At 65.8% G+C, this 16,907-nt stretch carries 16 protein-coding genes; 7 read left to right on the plus strand and 9 right to left on the minus strand.

Going from position 1 to position 16,907, the window contains the following annotated elements:
- Positions 1-36: 36 nt before the first annotated feature.
- The gene (locus tag CXY78_RS11305) at positions 37-855 is read left to right on the plus strand and encodes an SDR family oxidoreductase (protein WP_104089391.1); all 819 of its coding nucleotides are present in this window, start codon (positions 37-39) and stop codon (positions 853-855) included.
- An 18-nt stretch (positions 856-873) separates the two neighbouring features.
- Here the strand turns inward: CXY78_RS11305 and CXY78_RS11310 are convergent, their stop codons facing one another.
- The 8 genes from CXY78_RS11310 to CXY78_RS11345 form a co-directional block, all read right to left on the minus strand.
- Positions 874-1,452 carry a GNAT family N-acetyltransferase gene (locus CXY78_RS11310; RefSeq protein WP_199181920.1) on the minus strand — a complete coding sequence of 193 codons (579 nt, stop codon included), beginning with the start codon at positions 1,450-1,452 and terminating at the stop codon, positions 874-876.
- Positions 1,445-2,167, minus strand: coding sequence for a uracil-DNA glycosylase (locus CXY78_RS11315; protein ID WP_104089393.1), 723 nt, complete (start codon positions 2,165-2,167; stop codon positions 1,445-1,447). Before CXY78_RS11315 ends, CXY78_RS11310 begins: the two co-directional genes overlap by 8 nt.
- Positions 2,168-2,238: 71 nt before the next feature.
- Positions 2,239-2,946, minus strand: coding sequence for a Type 1 glutamine amidotransferase-like domain-containing protein (locus CXY78_RS11320; protein WP_092340582.1), 708 nt, complete (start codon positions 2,944-2,946; stop codon positions 2,239-2,241).
- Positions 2,943-3,506, minus strand: coding sequence for a phosphoribosyltransferase (locus tag CXY78_RS11325; protein WP_092340581.1), 564 nt, complete (start codon positions 3,504-3,506; stop codon positions 2,943-2,945). Before CXY78_RS11325 ends, CXY78_RS11320 begins: the two co-directional genes overlap by 4 nt.
- 93 nt (positions 3,507-3,599) lie before the next feature.
- Positions 3,600-4,739: a bifunctional 2-methylcitrate synthase/citrate synthase gene (locus CXY78_RS11330; RefSeq protein ID WP_104089395.1), complete on the minus strand. Its 1,140-nt coding sequence runs from the start codon at positions 4,737-4,739 to the stop codon at positions 3,600-3,602.
- A gap of 9 nt (positions 4,740-4,748) precedes the next feature.
- A complete protein-coding gene (gene prpB, locus CXY78_RS11335; protein ID WP_104089396.1) occupies positions 4,749-5,678 on the minus strand; it encodes a methylisocitrate lyase in 930 nt (309 codons plus the stop codon).
- Positions 5,678-7,213, minus strand: coding sequence for an MmgE/PrpD family protein (locus CXY78_RS11340; RefSeq protein ID WP_104089397.1), 1,536 nt, complete (start codon positions 7,211-7,213; stop codon positions 5,678-5,680). Before CXY78_RS11340 ends, prpB begins: the two co-directional genes overlap by 1 nt.
- A gap of 31 nt (positions 7,214-7,244) precedes the next feature.
- Positions 7,245-7,940, minus strand: a complete 696-nt coding sequence (locus CXY78_RS11345) for a GntR family transcriptional regulator (RefSeq protein WP_092340577.1) — start codon at positions 7,938-7,940, stop codon at positions 7,245-7,247.
- A 106-nt stretch (positions 7,941-8,046) separates the two neighbouring features.
- Here CXY78_RS11345 and CXY78_RS11350 point away from each other — a divergent pair, with 106 nt between their 5' ends.
- From CXY78_RS11350 to CXY78_RS11360, 3 genes are all read left to right on the plus strand, one after another.
- On the plus strand, positions 8,047-9,966 hold the full coding sequence (locus tag CXY78_RS11350) for an AMP-binding protein (RefSeq protein ID WP_104089398.1): 1,920 nt from the start codon (positions 8,047-8,049) through the stop codon (positions 9,964-9,966).
- Between the two features lie 88 nt (positions 9,967-10,054).
- Positions 10,055-10,402 carry a DUF485 domain-containing protein gene (locus CXY78_RS11355; protein WP_092340576.1) on the plus strand — a complete coding sequence of 116 codons (348 nt, stop codon included), beginning with the start codon at positions 10,055-10,057 and terminating at the stop codon, positions 10,400-10,402.
- Entirely contained in the window at positions 10,399-12,015 is a 1,617-nt protein-coding gene (locus tag CXY78_RS11360) for a cation acetate symporter (protein ID WP_092340575.1), read from the plus strand. Before CXY78_RS11355 ends, CXY78_RS11360 begins: the two co-directional genes overlap by 4 nt.
- A gap of 213 nt (positions 12,016-12,228) precedes the next feature.
- Here the strand turns inward: CXY78_RS11360 and CXY78_RS11365 are convergent, their stop codons facing one another.
- Entirely contained in the window at positions 12,229-13,011 is a 783-nt protein-coding gene (locus CXY78_RS11365; RefSeq protein ID WP_199182615.1) for an SDR family NAD(P)-dependent oxidoreductase, read from the minus strand.
- A gap of 29 nt (positions 13,012-13,040) precedes the next feature.
- On the opposite strand from CXY78_RS11365, the gene CXY78_RS11370 reads away from it, so the two are divergent.
- The 3 genes from CXY78_RS11370 (at position 13,041) to CXY78_RS11380 (ending at position 16,861) form a co-directional block, all read left to right on the plus strand.
- On the plus strand, positions 13,041-14,138 hold the full coding sequence (locus tag CXY78_RS11370; protein ID WP_233206162.1) for an acyltransferase family protein: 1,098 nt from the start codon (positions 13,041-13,043) through the stop codon (positions 14,136-14,138).
- A gap of 113 nt (positions 14,139-14,251) precedes the next feature.
- Complete coding sequence (locus CXY78_RS11375; protein ID WP_092340572.1) at positions 14,252-15,583, plus strand: bifunctional o-acetylhomoserine/o-acetylserine sulfhydrylase; 1,332 nt, start codon at positions 14,252-14,254, stop codon at positions 15,581-15,583.
- Positions 15,584-15,658: 75 nt separating this feature from the next.
- Positions 15,659-16,861 (plus strand): homoserine O-acetyltransferase, encoded by a 1,203-nt coding sequence (locus CXY78_RS11380; protein ID WP_092340571.1) that lies wholly within the window; start codon positions 15,659-15,661, stop codon positions 16,859-16,861.
- Positions 16,862-16,907 lie beyond the last annotated feature (46 nt).

The raw sequence follows: 16,907 nt of genomic DNA on the forward strand, positions 1-16,907 counted from the left end.
CTGGTTATGCACGCGCAGGAAGGCTAGCCTCAAGCCATGGCCAGCGCTTTGTACAACCCCATCGGTACCGCCGCGCTTATCACCGGAGCGTCGAGTGGACTCGGGGTCGGATACGCCCACAAGCTCGCCGAGCGCGGCGCGGATCTCGTTCTCGTCGCCCGCCGTCAGGCCCGCCTCGAAGCCCTCGCGGTCGACCTGGCCGAGAAATACGGCACGGTCTCCACCGTGATTCCGCTCGATCTCACCGAAGCGGATGCCGTCACCGAGCTGGTGCGCGACCTGCGCGAGCGTTCGATCACCATTGGCACGCTCGTGAACAATGCGGGCTTCGCGACCTTCGGCACCGTGCTCGACTCCGACGAGAAGCGGGAACGTGAGCAGGTGGCCCTCAACGTGCACGCCCTGACCGCGCTGACCCACGCTTTTCTGCCCGACCTGGTCGAGACGGCCTCGCTGAATCCGCACACCGCGGCGCTGGTGAATCTGGCCAGCACGGCGGCGTTCCAGCCGGTGCCGCGCATGGCGGTCTACGGAGCGACCAAGGCGTATGTGCTCAGTTACACCGAGGCGGTCAGCTACGAGACCAGGGCCAGCGGCCTCAAGGTGACCGCGATCTGCCCCGGCCCGGCCGACACCGAGTTCTTCGAGGTCGCCCAGACCAGCGGCGGCAAGAAGGGGACGCCGCTCACCGTAGAGGAAGTCATGCGCGCCTCTTTCTCTGCGCTCGACCGCTCGGTGACGCCATCCGTTGTGCTGGTCGGAACGCGCAACGCCGTGCTCGCGCGGGTCGCGAGCATCTACCCCCGCCGCGCGGTGCTCAACGCGGTGGGCCGCCTGAACACCCCCCGCCTCTGACAGGTCGCGAGAGAGGGGCTACTTCAGGCTCTTCTGCAGCAGAATCGTGCCGAGCCAGCGCTCGAACTTGAAGCCGACCTTGCCCATGCGGCCGATCTCCTCGAAGCCGAAGTCGCGGTGCAGCTTGATCGAGGCATCCGCTCCCTGGTCGGCGATGACGGCGATGATCTCTTTCAGGCCGGCCGCCTTGGAGCGTTTGATCAGCTCGCCGAGCAGCTCGCGCCCGAGACCCTTGCCCGTCGATGCGGCGCCGAGGTAGATCGAGTTCTCCACCGTGAAGCGGTAGGCCTTCTTCTGCTTCCACGGGCTGACCAGGGCATACCCGAGAATCTGGCCGGCCGGCGAGACCGCGACGATGAACGGCATGCCCTGCTTGTTCAGGTAGTAGAACTTGTCGCGCCACTCGGCGAGCGTCATCGCATCCTCGTCGAAGGTGACGGTGCTGTTGGCCACGTAGTAGTTGTAGATCTCGCGAATGTGCGGCAGATCGGTCGCCCGCACCTCGCGCATCTCGTATTCGAACGGTGCCTCGGCGGCAACTTCCGGCCGCAGGTGGCGGGGCAGCCGACGACGAGGCTCGTATTCTTCCTCAAGCACCGGGCACTCCCCTTTCTGGTTGGTTCCAGATTACCGGAAGCTCCCAGGCAACCGGAGCCGCCCCCTGCTCGGTGAGCAACCGGTTGGCCGCGCTGAACGGGCGCGAGCCGAAGAATCCTCGCCGGGCTGACAGCGGGCTCGGGTGCGCCGATTCGAGCACGGGTGTGTCGCCGAGCAGGGACGTGAGCGCTGCGGCATCCTTGCCCCACAAAATCGCCACGAGCGGATGTCGCCGCCCCACCAGGGCGCGAATAGCTTGGTCGGTCACGGTTTCCCAGCCGTGCCGCCGATGCGAACCGGCAGCGCCGGCCCGCACGCTGAGCACTCGGTTGAGCAGCAGCACGCCCTGGTTCGACCAGGCGGAGAGGTCGCCGTGCTCGGGGCGCGGCAGGCCCAGGTCGGTGCCGAGTTCGGTGTAGACGTTGCCGAGGCTGCGCGGAACGGGCCGCACGTCGGCATTGACGGCGAAGGCCAGACCGATTGGATGTCCCGGAGTGGGGTACGGATCCTGCCCGACGATGAGCACCCGCACGGCGTCGAACGGCTGCCGGAACGCACGCAGCAGGTGCTCCGGCGCTGGTAACACCTCGTGGCCGGCGGCCCGTTCGCTCGTCAAAAACTCGGAAACCCGAGCCAGGTCATCGGCCACGGGCGCGAGTGCTCGCGCCCACCCCGGGTCGATCTCACCGCTGGCCGCAAGGGCGTCGAGGTTCACGAGCGCACTGCGCAGCGGCGCGTGCGCGGAAGCGGGCGTATCCGCTGAATTACCGCCATCAGGTGGGCAGATCAGGCACCGATGGTGCTCACGAGCACGCCGCCATCGGCCTGGCTGACGTTCCAGACACTGCCGGCTCCGAGCACGCGGAGGGCCCCCTCGCCGACCACGAGCACGGTGTTCTCGTCGATGGCGAGGCCGCCGTCGATGAGGCCGGCCTCGGTCGCGGCGATCAGGCGGGACAGGCTGCCGGACTGGGCGGCGTGCACGTCCACCGTCACGTCGAGCAGTCCGATGCCCTGGGCGAGGGTGATCTCGTCGAGGCCCTCCGACACGTCCTGGGGCGTGACCTCGACGCCGCCGATGCGCCAGCCACCGATCAGGGCGCGTTCGGCGGCGATCATGGCGCCGGCCGAGAAACCGAGGTAGGGCACGCCGGCCGAAACCTGGCGGCGAATCTCCCCAGCGATCGGCAGCAGTGCGGCGAGATAGTCGGGGGTCACGCCGCCGCCGATGATGATACCGTCGACCGCGGACACGGAGGTGAGGGCCGCGACGTCGCCGGGGGCGAGCACGGTCAGTCGAGCCTCGGCGGTAAGCCCGAGAGCAGCGGCCAGTTCTTCGGCGTGGGCTGAGCCCGGGCCGACGGTGATGATCGCCACGATCGGTTCGTCGCGGTCGGCTGTGAAAGCCTGAGCCGTGACCTCGGACAGGAACGTCGCGAAGACCGGAAAGTCGCTCTCGGCGTCTCCCCCGCCGCCGACCAGGTGCACGCTCATGCGGGCACCCCATCCGTCAGGTCGGCGAGCGCTTCGGGCGCAATATCCTCGGGCGCACCCGGCACCGGCGGCAGCGCCGACCAGGGGAACACGATCCACCTGTCGGTTTCGCGCCAGGTGAAGTCGGGCACGTGCACGGTGCGCGGCTTGGTGTAGAGCGTCGCGGTGCGCACCTCCATGGCGGTCTCGCCAAGCAGGCGCATGACGAGCGCGAGGGTGTGGCCGGAGTCGGAGACGTCGTCGACCAGCAGCACCCTCTTGCCGGCCAGGGCCGGTGCGTCGAGCATCGGCGCCGACAGCACCGGCTCGGGCAGGCGCTCGTCGACGCCGGTGTAGAACTCCACGTTGATGCTGCCGCAGTTCTTGGTGCCGAGCGCGTAGGAGATGGCACCGGCCAGCAGCAGGCCGCCGCGGGCGATGGCGATCACGACATCCGGGTGAAAACTGCTCTCCCGCACTCGGGTCGCCAACTCGCGCGACGCTTCAGCGAAGTCGGTCCACTGCAGAATTTCGCGGTCAATAGCGGGCGAAGTGGGCACGGCCTCGGCATCAAGTGTCATTCATCAATGCTAGCTAGATCCCGACCCGTTACGCACACAGCGGATGTCGCGCTGCCAGCTGGCAGCGCGACATCCGCTCTGAAAAGAACAGCGCTACGGCACCTGCCGCTGATTGACGCCGTTATAGGCCGACAGCGGACGAATGAGCGCGTTGCTCTTCTTCTGCTCCATAATGTGCGCGGTCCACCCGGTGATGCGCGCCGCCACGAAGATCGGTGTGAAGGTGAGGGTGTCGAACCCCATCAGGTGGTACGCCGGGCCCGAGGGGTAGTCAAGGTTCGGCAGAATCGCCTTGCGGTTCGTCATCGCCGTCTCGAGGGCTTCGTACAATTCGAGCAGTTCCGGCTTCTGGTAATGCTCCACGAGGGTGACGAGCGAGGCCCGCATCGTCGGCACGCGCGAGTCGCCGCTCTTGTAGACGCGGTGCCCGAAGCCCATGATCTTGCGCTTCTCAGCGAGCGCCTTCTCCAGCCACGGTTCGGCCCGCGCCGCCGATCCGGCTTCGAGACCGATCTCGGCGAACGTATGCATGACGGCCTCGTTCGCGCCGCCGTGCAGTGCACCCTTAAGAGCCCCGACCGCCCCGGTCACGGCCGAGTACAGGTCGGACAGGGTGGACGTGATGACCCGAGCGGTGAAGGTCGACGCGTTGAAGGAGTGCTCGGCGTAGAGGATCATCGACACGTCGAAGGCGTTGACCACGACGAGTTCCGGCACCTCGCCGAAGGCCATGTGCAGAAAGTTTGCCGAGTAGCCGAGGTCGTCGCGCGGCTCGACCAGGCCCTGTCCGTGCCGGCGACGCTGGTCGTAGGAGACAATCGCGGGCAGCTGGGCGAACAGACGAATTGATTTGTCGAGGTCGGATTGGGCCGACGGATTCTCGGCATCCGGATCGCTCGCACCGATGACGCTCACCGCGGTGCGCACGACATCCATCGGGTGCGCGGTCAGCGGCAGCTCGTCGATGATTTGCTTGACCACCGGGCTCATGTGCCGCAGCGAACGTTCGAGTGCCTCGAAGTCGGCGAGCTGTTGGTCTGTGGGCAGTTCGCCGTGCCAGAGCAGGTAGGCGACCTCTTCGAAGCTCTTCTTCGCCGCGAGTTCCTGCACCGGGTAGCCCCGGTAGAGCAGCGAGTTGGTCTCCGGGTTGACCTTGGAGACCGCGGTCGTGTCGACGACGACGCCGGTCAGTCCCTTATAGATGTGTGGTTCGACAGTTTGGGTGTCAGACATTGTGCTCCTTTAGGCCTGCGTCGAACTGGGCGTCGAAATGTGCGGGTTCAACGTGAAATCGAAGATACCCGAATCGAACTGACTGTACGACGCATAATCGAGCAACTCGTACAGCTCCGCGCGGTGCTGCATTTCCGGCAGCATCGTGGTGAGCGAGCCGGTCTCTTCGATCGCGTCGAGTCCGCGGGCGGCCGACCCCATGGCCAGGCGCAGCAGCGACACCGGAAAGATCACCAGGTTCATGCCCACGTTTTCGAGCTGCTGCACGGTGTACAGCTCGCCCTTGCCGAACTCGGTCATGTTCGCGAGGATCGGCACCGACACCGCAGCGCGAATCGTTTCAAACTCGGCCAGGCTGCCCATCGCTTCGGGAAAGATCGCGTCGGCCCCGGCATCCTGCAGCTGTTTGGCGCGCGTGACGGCCGCGTCCAGCCCGTCGACGGCACGGATGTCCGTGCGCGCCATCACGAGAAAGTTCGGGTCCCGCCGCGCGTCGACCGCTGCGCGGATGCGTTTGATCGCGGTGTCGGCATCCACGACCTGCTTGCCGTCGAGGTGACCGCAGCGTTTCGGGTTGATCTGGTCCTCGATGTGCATGCCGGCCAGGCCGGCGTCTTCGAGGGTCTGGATGGTACGGGCCACGTTCATCGGTTCGCCGAACCCGGTGTCGGCGTCGACGATCGCCGGCAGATCGGTCATGCGGGCGATCTGCTGCGACCGGCTGGCCACCTCGGTGAGGGTGGTCAGGCCGATGTCGGGTAGGCCGAGGTCAGCCGAGAGCACGGCGCCCGAAATGTAGACGCCCTCGAACCCCTTCTGCTGAATGAGCTTGGCAGACAGGGGGTTGAACGCGCCGGGGTAGCGCAAAATCTTGCCGCTTTTTAGGCCCTGGCGCAGGGCAATCCGCTTGTCGGCGGCGGTCGTGCCGGCGTACAGCATTAGAAGATTCCGTTCGGCGTGGCGACCCCGGAGAGCAGTCCGGGCTTGGCCACGATGGTCAGGCCCCCGAGGTCGGCAGCACCAAGCTCGGGCAGGCGCTGGGCCAGCGCGAGGAAGCGTTCGATCTCGGACACCTCCATCACCGGCGCGGCCAGGGTGCGGAACTTGTTGATGTACTCCGCGCGGGCAAACGGGCGAGCGCCAAGTGGATGCGCGTCGGCGACGGCGATCTCGTCGACCAGGCGGGTTCCATTGGCCAGTTCGATCTCCACGCGCCCGCCGAAGGCCTTCTCGGCCGGGTCGAGGGAGTGGTAGCGACGCGTCCACTCCGCATCTTCGGTCGTGGTGACGGTGTTCCAGAGGGCGATGGTGTCGGGTCGACCCGCGCGCTCGGGGCTGTAGGAATCGACGTGGTTCCAGGTGCCGTCCTGCAGCGCCACCGTGAAGATGTACGGAATGGAGTGGTCGAGGGTTTCGCGGCTGGCGGTGGGGTCATACTTCTGCGGGTCGTTGGCGCCGGAGCCGATCACGAAGTGAGTGTGGTGGCTGGTGTGGATCACGACGCTCTTGATCGCACCGGCCACGAGCAGCTCGGGGTGCTCGTTGTGCAGCTTGCGAGCGAGATCGATCCAGGCCTGCGCCTGATACTCGGCCGAGTGCTCCTTGGTATAGCTGTCCAGGATCGCGCGCTTGATGCTTCCGGGTTTGGGCAGCGATACGTCGTAGGAGCCCTCCGGTCCGTCGAGAAGCCAGGCGATGACGCCGTCTTCGCCCTCGTAGATGGGCGTTGGGCTGGTCTCGCCGCGCAGGGCCCGGTCAACGGCCTCGACGGCCATCTTGCCGGCGAATGCCGGGGCGTGCGCCTTCCAGCTGGAGATCTCGCCCTTCCGTGACTGGCGGGTTGCGGTCGTGGTGTGCAGCGCCTGGCCGACGGCCTGGAAGATGATCTCCTTGTCGAGGCCGAGCAGGGTGCCGATGCCGGCGGCCACGGACGGGCCGAGGTGGGCAACGTGGTCGATCTTGTGGGCGTGCAGGCTGATCGACTTCACCAGGTCGATCTGAATCTCGTAGCCGGTGGCGATGCCGCGAATCAGGTCGCCGCCGGTCAGGCCGCGAGAGGCGGCGAGGTGCTGGGCGACGGCGGTGATCGGGGGGATGTTATCACCCGGGTGCGAGTACTCTGCGGCCAGGAACGTGTCGTGATAGTCGAGTTCACGCACGGCGACGCCGTTCGCCCAGGCTGCCCATTCGGGGGACACCCGGCGAGCCGGCGCGAGGCCGAACACGGTCGCGCCGTCGCCACCGTTGGAACGCGGGTGCGAGAGTGCCTGCGAGCGAGCGGCGATCACTGGACGACGGGTCAGGCTGGCCGCGGCAACGGAGGCGTTGTCGATGACGCGGTTGATGACCATCTCGGTCACTTCCTCGGAGACCAGAGCGGGGTCGGCGGCGACCTCGGCGATCTTCCAGGCCAGCTGGTCCTCGCGGGCCAGATTCTCGTCGCTCTTGTGAACTCGAACGTGGTGCAGTTGCACGGTGGATCCCTTCGTTAGTCGGCCGGAGTCGTTAATCGACAAGAGCCGGATTGACACCAGTTGCCGAGTCCTCGTCGATCGTCGCGAGGACGCTCAAGAGGCTTTGGTGAAGATGAATATGGGTGGCATGGGCTGCCAGCGACGGGTCGCCGGCGATGATGGCGTCGATAATCAGCAGGTGCTCGGACGCTGCGGCACGAAGCCGCATCGGATTTCTCCGGGCCAGCCGACGGATACGGGCCAAGTGGGTGCGTACGGCGCGCAGGGCGCCGACGAGAAAGGGGTTTTCAACGGCCGCGTCGACGGCATCTTCGAGTTCGTCGATCAGCACGTAGTAGCGGTGCACACCGATATCGCCCTGGTCCAGCAGCTCCGGCGCCGTCACAAACGCGTCGCGCAGCTTCAGGAACGGTGCGGGTTCACGCCGAGTCGCGGCCAGGCGGATCGCCTGCACCTCGAGCGCCTGGCGCAGTTCGTACAGTTCGGAGATGCTGTCGACGGAGATGTCGGTCACTTCGAAACCGCGGCCGCGACGGCCGACAACGAGACCGTCGGCGATCAACCGGGCGACCGCTTCGCGCAGCGGGGTGCGGGAGACGCCGATGCGCTCGGCTTGTTCTACTTCGAGCAGGGCAGCGCCGGGGGCGAGGAGGCCGTTGAGAATCTCCCCGCGCAGCTGACGGTAGGCCCGCTCGCTAGCTCGAAGCGGTACGTCTAACCCCAACATTGCGGTTTCTGTATACACAATAGCGATCCTATTCCACATAGCTGGGTTATATGCAATACTTCAACCACTCTTTGTATACAGAGGCACTTCGATGGAGAAGGTAGACATGAACGGCGAATCAGGTGGGGGCTACCGGGAGGCCTGGCGACGCAGCATTTCGTCGCCGGAGGACTTCTGGCTTGAAGCCGCCGAGGGTATCGACTGGATCACGCAGCCGACACGTGCACTCGCCGTCAACGGCAAAGCTACCGGAAGGTGGTTTCCCGGGGGAATGCTCAACACGAGCTACAACGCCCTCGATCGGCACGTTCTGGCTGGCCGGGGCGCCCACACGGCACTCATCTACGACTCCGCCATGACCGGCACCCGGGTTCAGCTGAGCTACCTCGAGCTGCTCGGCCGCGTCGCCAGATTCGCCGGCGTGCTCCGCGCCAACGGCGTCGGCACCGGAGACCGCGTCATCATCTACCTGCCGATGATCCCCGAGGCCGTCGTCGCCATGCTCGCCTGCGCGCGCATCGGGGCTGTGCACTCGGTCGTGTTCGGAGGTTTCGCCGCGACCGAACTGGCCGTACGCATTGATGACGCCCGCCCGAGTGTCATCGTCACGGCATCCGGCGGTCTGGAACCCGGCCGCGGGGTGGAATATCTGCCGCTGGTCGAGAAAGCGCTCGCCCTCAGCCAGGGCTCGGTGCACACGGTGATCGTACGCAACCGGGACAGCATTCCCGGGTCGGCCGCCGACTACCAGAAAGCGGATGCCGTCTGGCTCGACTGGGCCGACGAAGAGGCCACGGCGGCACCGGCCGACCCGGTGGCCCTGCGCTCCGACGACCCGCTGTACATCCTCTATACCTCCGGCACGACCGGCAAGCCCAAGGGCATCATCCGCGACAACGGCGGCCACGCCGTCGCCCTGAACTGGTCGATGCGCAATGTCTACAACGTAGGCCCCGGCGACGTCTACTGGGCTGCGTCCGATGTCGGCTGGGTGGTCGGGCACTCCTACATCGTCTACGCACCGCTACTGGCGGGCGCGACCACGGTCATCTACGAGGGCAAACCGATCGGAACGCCCGACGCCGGTGCGTTCTGGCGCGTCGTCGACGAGCACAAGGTGAAGGTGCTGTTCACCGCGCCGACCGCCATTCGGGCCATCCGCCGCGTCGATCCCGACCTGCTCGAGCTGAAGAATCACGACGTGTCCAGCCTGACCAGCCTGTTCCTGGCCGGCGAGCGCCTCGACCCCGAAACCTTCCACTGGGCCAATAACGGGCTGCACTGCCCGGTGGTCGACCACTGGTGGCAGACCGAAACCGGCTGGCCGATCTGCGCCAACCTGCTCGGCATCGAGGAGTTGCCCACGAAGCCGGGTTCGGCCACCGTTCCGGTTCCCGGGTATGACATCGCCATTCTGGACTCCAAGGGCAAGCCGATCGAAAAGATCGGCAAGGACGGCAACATCGCCATCCGCCTTCCGCTGCCACCCGGGACCCTGCTCGGGGTCTGGGGCAGTGAGGAACGATTCGAAAGTTCCTACCTCACCGCTTTTCCGGGTTACTACGCCACCGGTGACTCCGGTCATTTCGACGCGGACGGCTACCTGTTCGTGATGGGCCGCACCGACGACGTCATCAACGTGGCCGGGCACCGACTGTCGACCGGCTCTCTCGAAGAGGTTCTCACGCTGCACCCGGCCGTCGCCGAGTGCGCCGTGCTCGGCGTGCACGACCCGCTCAAGGGTCAGCGTGCCGCTGGATTCGTTACCCTCAAAGCCGGCAGTACGGTGCAACACGACGTACTCGCCGCAGAACTCGTCGCCCTCGTCCGGGAGCATGTCGGCCCGGTCGCAGCGTTTCGCGACGTCACCATACTCGACCGACTGCCCAAAACGCGGTCGGGCAAGATTCTTCGCAAAACCATTCGGCAAATCGTCGATGGTGAAGAATATTCCGTTCCCCCCACCATCGAAGACCCCACCGTTCTTGACGATCTGAAACGAGCGTTGTCAGCATCCGTTTCCTAACCCGGTCACGACCACTCCCCACCCCCACCGCGCACCCACACTTTTTCCGCAAAACCCAAATTTTCCGTCCCTGAGGCAAGGAGGCCCCATGAGTGAAGCAGTGAAAGACGCCCCACCGAAGTCCCGTATCGACTACGAGGCGTTTGAGAAGACCCCCCGTTTTCTCGAGTTGAAGCGCACCCGCAACAAGTTCGTCGTACCAATGGCCATCTTCTTCTTCGTCTGGTACATCGCCTACGTTCTCGCAGCGGCCTACCTGCACGACTTCATGGCCACGCCGGTCTTCGGCAGCATCAACATCGGTCTGCTCCTCGGCCTCGGCCAGTTCGTCACGACCTTCGCCATCACCATGACGTACGTGACCTTCGCCAACCGCAAGATCGACCCCCGCACCGAAGAACTTCGCCTTGAACTCGAGCGGATGGAACAGCGATGAACGCACTGCACTTACTGGCCACCGCGGTCAAACCGGTTGAGAACAACCCGGTCCTGAACATCTCGATTTTCCTGGCCTTCGTGGCGGTGACCCTGATCATCGTCATCCGCTCCGGCCGCAACAACAAGACGGCGGCTGATTACTACACGGGTGGCCGCTCGTTCACCGGACCGCAGAACGGGTTCGCCATCGCCGGCGATTACCTGTCGGCGGCATCGTTCCTGGGCATCGTCGGCGCAATTGCCGTCAGCGGCTACGACGGATTCATGTACTCGATCGGATTCCTCGTCGCCTGGCTCGTGGCCCTGCTGCTGGTTGCGGAGCTCATGCGCAACACCGGCAAGTTCACCATGGCCGACGTGCTCTCCTTCCGGTTGAACCAGGGCCCCGTGCGCGTGGCAGCGGCGACGACTACCCTGGCCGTCTGCTTCTTCTACCTGCTCGCCCAGATGGCGGGAGCCGGCGGACTCGTGTCGCTGCTTCTCGGCATCAACGACAAGCTCGGCCAATCCATCGTGGTCACCGTCGTCGGCGCGCTCATGATCGTCTACGTACTGGTCGGCGGCATGAAGGGCACCACCTGGGTGCAGATCGTCAAGGCGTTCCTGCTCATCATCGGTGCGTTCGCCATGACCATCTGGGTGCTGGCGATCAACGGCTTCAGCCTGTCGAACCTGCTCGACAGCGCCGTCGCAATCTCCGCCTCGGGCGCCGACATTCTGGCTCCGGGGTTGAAGTACGGCGCCAACCCGCTGGACTTCATCTCCCTGGCTCTGGCCCTCGTTCTTGGAACCGCCGGCCTGCCGCACGTGCTCATGCGCTTTTACACGGTTCCGACCGCGAAGGAAGCTCGTCGCTCGGTGGTCTGGGCCATCTGGCTCATCGGCGCGTTCTACATCTTCACGCTGGTGCTCGGCTTCGGTGCCGCGTCTCTCGTTGGTGCTGACACCGTTCTCGCCGCTCCCGGTGGAGTGAACTCGGCAGCCCCGCTGCTCGCGCTCGCTCTCGGTGGTCCGCTGCTGCTCGGCTTCATCTCGGCCATCGCGTTCGCGACGATCCTGGCCGTTGTGGCCGGCATCACCATCACGGCTGCAACCAGCTTCGCGCACGACATCTACGGCTCCGTCATCAAGAAGGGCAAGGGAAACCCCGACGACGAGGTCAAGGTCGCTCGTCGCACCGTGATCGTGATCGGCATCCTGGCCATCGCCGGTGGTATCGGCGTGCAGGGGCAGAACATTGCCTTCCTGGTGGCCCTGGCCTTCGCCGTCGCGGCGAGCGCCAACCTGCCGACCATCCTCTACTCCCTGTTCTGGCGTGGCTTCACCACCCGGGGCGCGGTCTGGAGCATGTACGGCGGACTCGCCTCGGCCGTGCTGCTGATCATCTTCTCGCCGGTGTTCTCCGGTACGGAGACCTCCATGTTCGGTGCTGACGTGAACTTCGCGATCTTCCCACTGAGCAACCCCGGCATCGTCTCGATCCCGCTCGGATTCTTCCTGGGCTGGCTCGGATCGGTCACCAGCACGGTGAAGGAGAGCCCGAAGCTCGCCGCCGAGATGTCGGTGCGTTCGCTCACCGGGCATGGCGCCGAGAAGGCTGTCGAGCACTAACCCCCGCAGTGCAACGAACGGGCCGGCCAGGATGCACATCCTGTCCGGCCCGTTTGCTGTGCCCCGCGGGAGGCGGAACTCCCGCGCACTGGCTCAGGTCCAGCGCGGCGCGTCGCGCGGGAGTTGTGGCCAGGCCAGAACTCTCTCTCGCTCCGGGCGCGAATTGGCGCTGGTCCCGCGCAGCCGGGCCGCGCCGGAACCCGCGGCCCCCGGTTAGTCCTCGCGCACCTTTAGGGGGCCGCGGGCGACGCGGGTCGACGATGCCTGGGCGACCGGCTTGATCACGATCAGGTCGAGGTTCACGTGCGCGGGGCGCTCAACGCTCGACACGATCGTCTCGGCGATGTCCTCCGCCGAGAGCGGATCGGGAACGTTCTCGTAGGCCGCGAAGGCCTTGTCGGCGTCGCCGTCGAAGCGAACCAGGCCGAACTCATCCGTTCTGACCATGCCCGGCGCGATCTCGATCACCCGAATCGGCTCCCCCGACAGTTCGAGGCGCAGCACCTCGGTCATGGCGTGCGCGGCGAACTTCGCCGCGTTGTAGCCGCCACCGCCGAGGTAAGCCACGTGCCCGGCAATCGAGGTGACGTTCACGATATCGGCCGATCCGGCCCCGGAGGCCATACCGGCGCGCAGCAGCGGCAGAATGGCCGTGGCGACCCGCTTGACGGCGAGCACGTTGATCTCGAACATCCAGGCCCAGTCTTCGATGCTTCCGGCCTCGACCGAGTCAAGACCCTTGGCGCCGCCGGCATTGTTGACGAGGGCGTGCACCGGGCCGCTGGCGGCGAGGTAGTCGCGCAAGGCGTCGACATCCGCCTGCACCGTGAGGTCGGCGGTGAAGACATCCGCTCCGGTTTCGGCCTGCAGCGCTTTGAGACGGTCGGCCCGCCGCGCGACCCCCACCACGTTCCAACCATGCTCCCGGAACAGGCGTGCCGTCGCCGCTCCAATTCCTGAACTTGCTCCGGTCACAACCACTCGTCGAATACTCATTTCTCCATTGTGGCGGGAGAATGGTGTCAATGAGCGCACTGGACACCACCACTCCACCACAGAAGCGTCGCGTACCCCTCTGGGACAACGCGCGCTGGATGGCCGTCACCCTCGTGCTGATCGGCCACGCGATTCTCAAACTCATCGGCGAAGCCGATGTCGCCTACACGCTGTATCTGTTCATCTACGCCTTCCACGTGCCGGTTTTCGTGGCCGTGAGCGGCTACTTCGCCAAGTCGGGACCGCCAAACGCACGGCAGATGCACCGGCTGCTCACCGACATCGTCTTTCCGTACCTCATCTTCGAGACGATCTGGACGGTGCTGCGCTGGATCCTCGGCGGCAAATTCGTGCTGGATTACTCCACAGCGAGCTGGACGCTGTGGTTTCTGCTCGCCCTGGTGATGTGGCGGATTGTCCTGCCGTACCTCGTGTTCCTGCGCTATCCCCTCATCATCAGCATTATTATCTCGATCGGGGTCGGCTACCTGCCGAATATAGACGGTACGTTCGCCCTGTCCCGCACCCTCGGGCTGCTGCCGTTCTTTGTTTTCGGCTGGAAACTGCGCCAGCGACTGCTGACCGACACCTGGCTCGAGCTCCGCAACGGCCTGGTCTGGCGCTGGCGGGCCGGCGCGATCGGGCTGTTCGCCCTGCTCTACCTGGTGATCGCGTTCAATATCGACGCCCTCCGCACCCTGCAGGTGCGCCGATTCCTGCTCTATGACGAGGGGTACGCGACGTTTGACTATTCCGCGTGGTGGGCCGGCGGCATCCGTTTGGCCGTCATGCTGCTCGCGTTTGCGCTCATCGTGGCATTCCTCATGCTGATTCCGCGGCGCACGACCTGGTTCACCGAGCTGGGCGCGGCGACAATGTACATCTACCTGCTGCACACCTTCGTGCTCTACCCGCTACGGGAGACGGGTGTGCTCGACGGTCCACAGCCCGCGTGGGTATTGCCGGGCATGATCGTGCTGAGCGTGATTACCTCCATCGTGCTGTCGCTGCCCGTCGTTCGACGGCTGGTTCAGCCCCTGGTCCAGCCGAAAGTCCGGTGGCTGTTCCGGGAGACGGCGACGACGCCGACCGGCACGATCGTGTTGCCGCATGAGGATCGCACGTAAGCGCTCGCACAACATGACGTTGTGTTTCGCCGGCTCTTGCACGGCCATTCGGGCATCTTTAGGCTCGGGGCCAGAGCGCTGGAGAGTCCGCGCTGAATGACGCGGAGGCTATCGTGACCGACAATTCTTCATCGTGGAAGTTTGAGACCAAGCAGGTTCATTCAGGCGCGCGTCCCGACCCGGTTACGAACGCGCGAGCCACCCCGATCTACCAGACCACGTCGTACGTGTTCAACAGTGCGGAGCACGCGCAGAATCTGTTCGCGCTGGCCGAGTTCGGCAACATCTACACTCGCATCCAGAACCCCACGCAGGCCGTCGTCGAGGAGCGCGTCGCGGCGCTCGAGGGCGGTACCGCGGCGCTGCTGCTGTCTTCCGGCCAGTCGGCATCCACTTTTGCGGTGTTGAACATTGCGCAGGCCGGTGACCACATCGTGTCGTCGAGCTCGATCTACGGCGGAACCTACAACCTGTTCAAGTACACCCTGGCCAAGCTCGGCATCGAGGTCACCTTCGTCGAAGACCAGGATGACGCGGCCGAATGGCAGCGCGCGGTGCGCCCGAACACCAAGCTGTTCTTCGCCGAGACCATCGGCAACCCGCGCATCAACGTTCTTGACATTTCCCTGGTAGCGGATGTCGCCCACGCCGCCGGTATTCCGCTGATCGTCGATAACACTATCGCCACCCCGTATCTGATTCGCCCGTTCGAGCACGGCGCCGACATCATCGTGCACTCGGCCACGAAGTTTCTCGGCGGCCACGGCACCATCATCGGCGGCGTGCTGGTCGACGGCGGCAAGTTCGAGTGGTCGAAGAACGTCGAGAAGTTCCCAGGCCTGACCGAACCCGACCCGTCGTACCACGGCGCCAGCTACACCACCGCGGTCGGCGACGGCATCGCCTACGTCATCAAGGCGCGTGTGCAGCTGCTGCGCGACCTCGGCAGCGCTATCGCCCCGGCGAGCGCCTGGCAGCTCATCCAGGGCATTGAGACCCTCAGCCTGCGCATCGAACGCCACGTGCAGAACGCGCAGGACATCGCCGAGTGGCTCGACAACCACGACGACATCGCCTCGGTGAACTACGCCGGACTGCCGTCGAGCCCCTGGTATGCCAACGCCAACAAGTACGCCCCGCTCGGCGTCGGTGCTGTGCTCTCGTTCGAACTCAAGGGCGGTGTCTCGGCCGGCCGCGCCCTGGTCGACAACCTGAGCCTGTTCAGCCACCTCGCCAACATCGGTGATGTACGCTCCCTGGTGATCCACCCGGCGTCGACCACGCACGCCCAGCTCACCCCGGAGCAGCAGCTCACCGCCGGCGTCACCCCCGGCCTGGTGCGCCTCTCGGTGGGTATCGAGAACGTCGTCGACCTCAAGGCCGACCTCGAGGCCGGTCTGGCCGCCGCCCGCGCCGTCGTCAAGCGCGACCGCGCCGACGCCTAAACCAAATCGGCCCAGCCCGGGCGTACGACGTAACATGCGCCCGGGCGGTTCATTCGACCGACAGAATGGACCTGTATGGAATGGCAATCGTCAGCAGACACGGTCCCGTCGAGCTTCATTACCGAAGCCCAGGCGCGCTCGGTACTCGGCAAGCCTCCGGCGACCGGAGCCTGGCGTGACGGCGACCCAGTGGGCCACCGCCAGTTTCAAAACCTCGGCCCGCTCAGCTTCGAGGCCGGCGGCAGCCTTCCGGCAGCCCGCCTCGCTTACGAAACCTGGGGAACCCTGAACCCGGCCGCCGACAACGCCGTACTCGTGCTGCACGCCCTCACCGGTGACAGCCACGTGGTCGGCGCTCCCGGACCCGGCCAGGAGACCGGCGGCTGGTGGGACGGTATCGTCGGCCCCGGACTGGCCATCGACACCGACCGGTGGTTCGTCGTGGCGCCGAACATGCTCGGCGGCTGCCAGGGCAGCACCGGGCCGGCCTCGCTCGCACCCGACGCGCTGGAGTGGGGCATCCGCTTTCCCTATCTCACCATTCGCGATCAGGTCAGCGCCCAGCGCGTGTTCAGCGACCGGCTCGGCATCGAACGCTGGGCGGCCGTCATCGGCGGTTCCATGGGCGGCATGCACGCCCTCGAATGGGCGATCGAGACCCCCGCCCGGGTCGAACGCCTGATCATTCTGGCGGCGCCGCCCGTCACGACCGCCGACCAGATCGCCCTCAACTCGGTGCAGATCGAGGCCATCCGCACCGACCCGGCCTTTCGAGCCGGCGACTACTACGACGAAGCGGATGGCGACGGCCCGACCCGCGGGCTGGCCCTGGCCCGCAGAATGGCCCTGCTCAACTACCGAAGCCCGGCCGAGCTGAACGCCCGCTTCGACCGGGGCTGGCAGAGCGGCATCAGTCCGCTCGGCGCCAACGGCCGCTTCGCCGTTGAGTCGTACCTCGACTTTCACGGCAACAAATTCACCCGACGCTTCGACGCCAACAGCTACATCGTGCTGGTCGAAGCCATGAACTCCCACGATGTCGGTCGCGGTCGCGGCGGCGTCGCGACCGCCCTGGGCCGGATCAGCGCCCGCTCGGTCGTCGTCGGAATCGACAGCGACCGTCTCTTTCCGGTGGATGGCCAGCGCACCATCGCCGCGCATCTGACCAACAATATTGATGGACCCACCGCGGTCGTGCTGGAATCCGGCTATGGTCACGATGGTTTCCTCATTGAGAACGAGGCAATCGGCGCCCAGATTCGACGGGTGCTGCACTAGGGCGAACCCGCGCGCGTGTCGCCCGGTATGGTGCTGATAGAACACG

This window comes from Cryobacterium sp. N19 (assembly GCF_002929595.1).
Lineage (GTDB): Bacteria > Actinomycetota > Actinomycetes > Actinomycetales > Microbacteriaceae > Cryobacterium > Cryobacterium flavum.

Excerpts from the sequence above, each read along its gene's own strand:
- CXY78_RS11370 (WP_233206162.1), top strand. The coding sequence starts at position 13,041 with ATGAGCGCACTGGACACCACCACTCCACCACAGAAGCGTCGCGTACCC.
- CXY78_RS11330 (WP_104089395.1), bottom strand. The coding sequence starts at position 4,739 with ATGTCTGACACCCAAACTGTCGAACCACACATCTATAAGGGACTGACC.
- CXY78_RS11305 (WP_104089391.1), top strand. The coding sequence starts at position 37 with ATGGCCAGCGCTTTGTACAACCCCATCGGTACCGCCGCGCTTATCACC.
- CXY78_RS11355 (WP_092340576.1), top strand. The coding sequence starts at position 10,055 with ATGAGTGAAGCAGTGAAAGACGCCCCACCGAAGTCCCGTATCGACTAC.
- CXY78_RS11350 (WP_104089398.1), top strand. The coding sequence starts at position 8,047 with ATGAACGGCGAATCAGGTGGGGGCTACCGGGAGGCCTGGCGACGCAGC.
- CXY78_RS11365 (WP_199182615.1), bottom strand. The coding sequence starts at position 13,011 with ATGAGTATTCGACGAGTGGTTGTGACCGGAGCAAGTTCAGGAATTGGA.
- CXY78_RS11320 (WP_092340582.1), bottom strand. The coding sequence starts at position 2,946 with ATGAGCGTGCACCTGGTCGGCGGCGGGGGAGACGCCGAGAGCGACTTT.
- CXY78_RS11380 (WP_092340571.1), top strand. The coding sequence starts at position 15,659 with ATGGAATGGCAATCGTCAGCAGACACGGTCCCGTCGAGCTTCATTACC.
- CXY78_RS11360 (WP_092340575.1), top strand. The coding sequence starts at position 10,399 with ATGAACGCACTGCACTTACTGGCCACCGCGGTCAAACCGGTTGAGAAC.
- prpB (WP_104089396.1), bottom strand. The coding sequence starts at position 5,678 with ATGCTGTACGCCGGCACGACCGCCGCCGACAAGCGGATTGCCCTGCGC.
- CXY78_RS11345 (WP_092340577.1), bottom strand. The coding sequence starts at position 7,940 with ATGTTGGGGTTAGACGTACCGCTTCGAGCTAGCGAGCGGGCCTACCGT.
- CXY78_RS11325 (WP_092340581.1), bottom strand. The coding sequence starts at position 3,506 with ATGACACTTGATGCCGAGGCCGTGCCCACTTCGCCCGCTATTGACCGC.